The organism is Methanocaldococcus sp. (assembly GCF_024490875.1).
In the GTDB taxonomy this organism is placed as follows: Archaea; AGJL01; Methanococci; order Methanococcales; family Methanocaldococcaceae; genus Methanocaldococcus.
Genome location: NZ_JACCLX010000005.1, coordinates 1 through 4,517, shown reverse-complemented (window position 1 = coordinate 4,517; position 4,517 = coordinate 1). Strand labels below are relative to the sequence as shown.

General features: G+C 28.9%; 5 protein-coding genes and 2 pseudogenes. 4 read left to right on the top strand and 3 right to left on the bottom strand.

Annotated elements, in window-relative coordinates; genetic code table 11:
- Positions 1–143, top strand: a pseudogene (locus HZY31_RS00575) (IS6 family transposase); the annotation flags it as partial.
- On the opposite strand, the gene HZY31_RS00570 reads toward HZY31_RS00575, so the two are convergent.
- A complete protein-coding gene (locus HZY31_RS00570) occupies positions 135–713 on the bottom strand; it encodes a DJ-1/PfpI/YhbO family deglycase/protease (RefSeq protein WP_463671210.1) in 579 nt (192 codons plus the stop codon). The pseudogene HZY31_RS00575 and the gene HZY31_RS00570 overlap by 9 nt on opposite strands.
- A 136-nt stretch (positions 714–849) precedes the next feature.
- On the opposite strand from HZY31_RS00570, the gene HZY31_RS00565 reads away from it, so the two are divergent.
- Positions 850–1,656: an HAD family hydrolase gene (locus HZY31_RS00565; RefSeq protein WP_297317540.1), complete on the top strand. Its 807-nt coding sequence runs from the start codon at positions 850–852 to the stop codon at positions 1,654–1,656.
- Positions 1,653–2,252: a HemK2/MTQ2 family protein methyltransferase gene (locus HZY31_RS00560; protein ID WP_297317539.1), complete on the top strand. Its 600-nt coding sequence runs from the start codon at positions 1,653–1,655 to the stop codon at positions 2,250–2,252. The genes HZY31_RS00565 and HZY31_RS00560 overlap by 4 nt, the downstream gene beginning before the upstream one ends.
- 3 nt (positions 2,253–2,255) lie before the next feature.
- On the opposite strand, the gene HZY31_RS00555 is transcribed toward HZY31_RS00560, so the two are convergent.
- Positions 2,256–2,840 carry a vWA domain-containing protein gene (locus tag HZY31_RS00555; protein ID WP_456374008.1) on the bottom strand — a complete coding sequence of 195 codons (585 nt, stop codon included), beginning with the start codon at positions 2,838–2,840 and terminating at the stop codon, positions 2,256–2,258.
- 350 nt (positions 2,841–3,190) lie between these two features.
- On the bottom strand, positions 3,191–4,279 hold the full coding sequence (locus HZY31_RS00550; RefSeq protein WP_297317538.1) for an ATP-binding protein: 1,089 nt from the start codon (positions 4,277–4,279) through the stop codon (positions 3,191–3,193).
- 145 nt (positions 4,280–4,424) lie between these two features.
- Between HZY31_RS00550 and HZY31_RS00545 the strand changes: the two are divergent.
- Positions 4,425–4,517 (top strand): annotated as a pseudogene (locus tag HZY31_RS00545) (IS6 family transposase); the annotation flags it as partial.

Genomic DNA, 4,517 nt, shown 5'->3' with positions numbered 1-4,517 from the left:
GTGTAGAAAGCTTCTTCTCCCTCCTTAAACGAAAAACTAAGTCCTTCTATAATAGATTCCCTAATAATTTCAAATTTATTACCATTATCTCCTGGCTTAATTCTTTCGCCTCCATCTATAACTACCTCTTATCCTTATCTTGACAATCTCTCTATAGCTTTTAAAACTTCCAAACCAAACAATCTTGCATAATCTGGAGATTTCGCAGTTATTACATTTCCATCAACAACAACTCCTTTATCTTCATAAATAGCCCCATATTTTTTTAACTCCTCTATAGCCTCTGGTGCAGGAAATACAGTTGCTTTTTTACCTTTTAAAACTCCTGCTCTTGCTAAAACAACTGGAGATAAACATATTGCTGCAACTACCTTACCTTTATCATAGAATTCTTTAACTAATTCTATTAACTTTGTATTGTTCCATAAATATTCTTTTGAACCTATTCCTCCTACTATAACTATTGCATCGTAATCATCTATATTATTTATATCATATATAGTCTTATTAACATATACTTTACTACCTAACATTCCAACACATTCTCCTTTTTTAGTAGAAACTACATCAACCTTTAAACCATTAGATTCAAATACAGCCATTGGCTCAAAAAGTTCTTCATCCCTAAAATCTTTTGGAGCGATAACCATTAAAACCTTTCCATTGATAGTTTTATTTTCCATATAGTTCCCCTCCTCTTTATTAATGCACATTGAAAACATCACAGTAAATATTATGGTAGTTATTAATACAATACTTTTTCTCATACTATCACACTTTTTATTTATACTATTAATTACATATCTATATTATGTTAGATAATTGTAAGGTTATTTAAATGGGATTGTTATGAAAGTAGCAGTAGTTTTTGATAGTGCTGGAACTCTTGTAAAAATTATGAGAGTTATTAAAGATGTGAAAAAAAATAAATTTATATGTAATGTTCAAACAGTTGATATTGTAGATGAAAAAAAAGGTAGAGCATTGGTTATAATTAAAGAGGATCCATTAAAAGTAGTAGATAACAGAGATCCAGAAATGTTAATCTCTGATTTATTGAAAGAGGTTGATATTGGAATATCCTATTGTAATCCTCCAATAAATAAAGAAGGAATTTACAAAGATAGAAAAACCAAAGTTAAAGATTTGCAGGAACCATTGAACATTTTAAAAAAATATGATATAGAGACAGGATACGGTAGTGCTCTAATAATTGATACATATCTTGGAGAGGTTGAATATACAATAGCAACTGCTGGATGTTTGTTTAAGGAAGTTAAAGATACAATTAAAAAATTAAAAGAAATGGGTATTAAAGTATATATTGCCTCAGGAGATAGAAAAGGTTTTTTAAAAAAATTGGCTGAAATTATTAATCTTGACGAAAAATACATTATGGCAGAGGCTCATCAGAAACAAAAAAGAGATTTAATAGTAAATTTAAAAAAAGAAGGTTACTTTACAATAATGGTTGGAGATGGGGCTAATGATGTTCCAGCGATGATTGAGAGTGATTTAGCTGTGGTAACCTTACAAAATGGAAATGTGTCAAAAAAAGCTCTCGAAGTAGCAGATATAAAAATTTATAATATAAGTGAAATCGTAGATGTTTGTAAAAAGGTAATAAATGGAGAAATTCAGGGTAGGAGAAGATGATCATAAATATAGAGGGGATTAAAATAAAATTACATCCAGAAGTTTATGAACCATCTGAAGATTCTATATTATTATTAAAAAATCTTGTAGATGTTAAAAATAAAGAAGTTTTAGAGATTGGAGTAGGCACTGGATTGATATCTATAGCCTGTGCAAAAAGAGGGGCTAAAAAGGTTGTTGTTGGCGTTGATATAAATCCTTACGCCATAGAAATAGCGAAAGAAAATGCTAAACTAAATAATGTTGATATTATAGTTTTTAAAAGTGATTTGTTTGAAAATGTCAAAGGAAAGTTTGATGTAATACTTTTTAATCCTCCATATTTACCAACATCCGAAGATGATAAGATAGACAGTTATTTAAATTATGCATTTGATGGAGGAAAAAGTGGAAGAGAAATTTTAGATAGATTTATTGATGAATTGCCAAACTACATAAAGAAAAATGGAGTTGTTCAAATACTTCAAAGTTCATTAACTGGTGAAAAAGAAACAGTTGATAAATTAAAATCTCTTGGTTTTTATGTTAAAAAAGTAGATACTTTAAAAGTACCTTTTGAGGAACTTATGGTTATAAATGGAATTTATAAAGGTTAATTTTTAATTTAAAAGATCTTTACATATATTTACTATTGTATCTTTACTTAAATCATCTATTTTGTAATATTTAAAGCCAAATCTATCTGCAAGTTCTTTACCAATACCAATTTTTATAAATGACTGTGGTTCAGTATCAATTAATACAACATTAATTCCTCTTTCAGCAATTTTTTCACAAGCATCAAAAACTTCTTTGATGTAATCTTTACTTATAGCAACATTTGGCTTAAAGTCACTTATTACTATCATAATTGGAATAATATTTGGATTTTTTCTTAATTCTTTATCAAAAACTTCATAGCTCTTAACAAATGCATCAGCTAATGGGGTTTTTCCACCAGTAGGGAGATCCTTTAATAGTTTCTCTCCAAGTTCCACAGAAGACGTAAATGGTAAAATTAACTCAGCTTTATCCTTTCTAAATGCAATCATTCCTATTTTATTTCTCTTTTGATAGGCATCTAAGAGTAAAGAAACTATAGCCCCTTTTGCCGCCTCCATTCTTCTCATTGCTCCCATAGAACCACTGGCATCAACAACAAATAATATATATGATGAAATCTTTTTCTCTCTAACTTTTTCCATTAAATCCTCTTTCTCTAAATATATAGCCAATTTTTTCTTAGATTTTTCTCTTCTCTCTTTCTGTTTTATAGATGCCTTCCTAAATGTAGCATCAAATGCAATATCTGTAACTTTTCCTTTTGGATATTTAAATTTAATATATCTTCCTCTCTTACTGTAACTTTTTATATGTCTTCCAGAGCCATATCTGTAAATGTTATCTCTAACTTTAAATTTTATTATATTTGGATTAATTTTAGTGTTGTAATCTATGTTAAAAGTTTCTTCAAATTCTCCATTATCATTATCATTGTTATTTTCATTATTTTTATTGCTATTATTTGAATCTTCAAAATCTTCTATATCATCATTTACATCATGTTTTTTTTTAAGTCATCTTCATTATTTTTTTCATTATTTTTATTTTCATTATTATTTAGTTGCTCTTTAAATTCGTTAATCATCTGTTCTAATTTTTCTTTATTTAATTGTGGTGGCTCAAATGGTTTTCTTCTCATTCTATGTGGCAATGCTAACTCCATTGCCTCCTTAACATCATCTAAATTAACTTTTGTCCTACCATTGTATGCCGCTATTGCCTTAGCAGTTCTAACTACTGTAATATCAGCCCTGTTAGTTTGAATCCCCAACTCAATACAAACCTTAGATATAAATTCCAAAAGTTCATCACTAATTTCAACATCCTTTAAAATCTCTCTGGCTTTGATTATTCTTTCCCTAAGTTTTCTTTGCTCTTCTTCAAATTTTTTATAAAACTCTTCAGGATTGTTATTAAATTCTTCCACTCTCTTTATAACCTCTACCCTATCTTTAACATTGTTTAATCCTTCAACATCAACCATTAGTCCAAATCTATCTAATATTTGCGGCCTTAACTCACCCTCTTCGGGATTCATAGTTCCAACGAGTATAAACCTCGAAGGATGTTTTATTTTAACTCCTTCTCTTTCAATTATGTTCCAACCCATTGCCGCCGCGTCTAATAAAACATCTATTATATGATCATCGAGTAAATTAACCTCATCAATATATAGAATATTTCTATTTGCCTCTGCTAAAATTCCTGGCTCTAATGCTTTAATACCTTCTTTTATTGCCTTTTCAATATCAAGAGTTCCAATAACTCTATCTTCTGTTGCTCCTATCGGAAGATTTACAACTTTCATTTTCTTTTTTATTATTTTTAATTCTCCTTTTTTCTTCTTTTCTTTACAAATGTCACATAGTTCTCCATTAGGATCACAGTTAAAGGGACAACCTTCAACAACTTCAATCTCTGGAAGTAAATCAGCCAATGCTCTAACAGCAGTTGATTTTGCAGTTCCTTTTTCTCCTCTAATTAATACTCCACCAATTTTTGGATTTATTGCATTCAAAATTAAAGCTTTTTTCATCTTTTCCTGTCCTACAATTGCTGTAAATGGATAAATGTATTCCATAATTATCACACTTTTTAACACTATTTTAAAATTTTGTAGTATGTAATAATAAATGACTATAAAATTATATAAATATTTCTAATACTTAAAACGAGACTGTCAAGATAAGAAAGATTTAAAAATATGGAAGTAAAAAATAGGGGATATGAAGCTGACGATAGAAGTATTAAAGGAACGAATGGCGGAACTTTTTAAGAGAGATAGGAAATCGGTGGAGATTAAAATTTTATCTGGGATT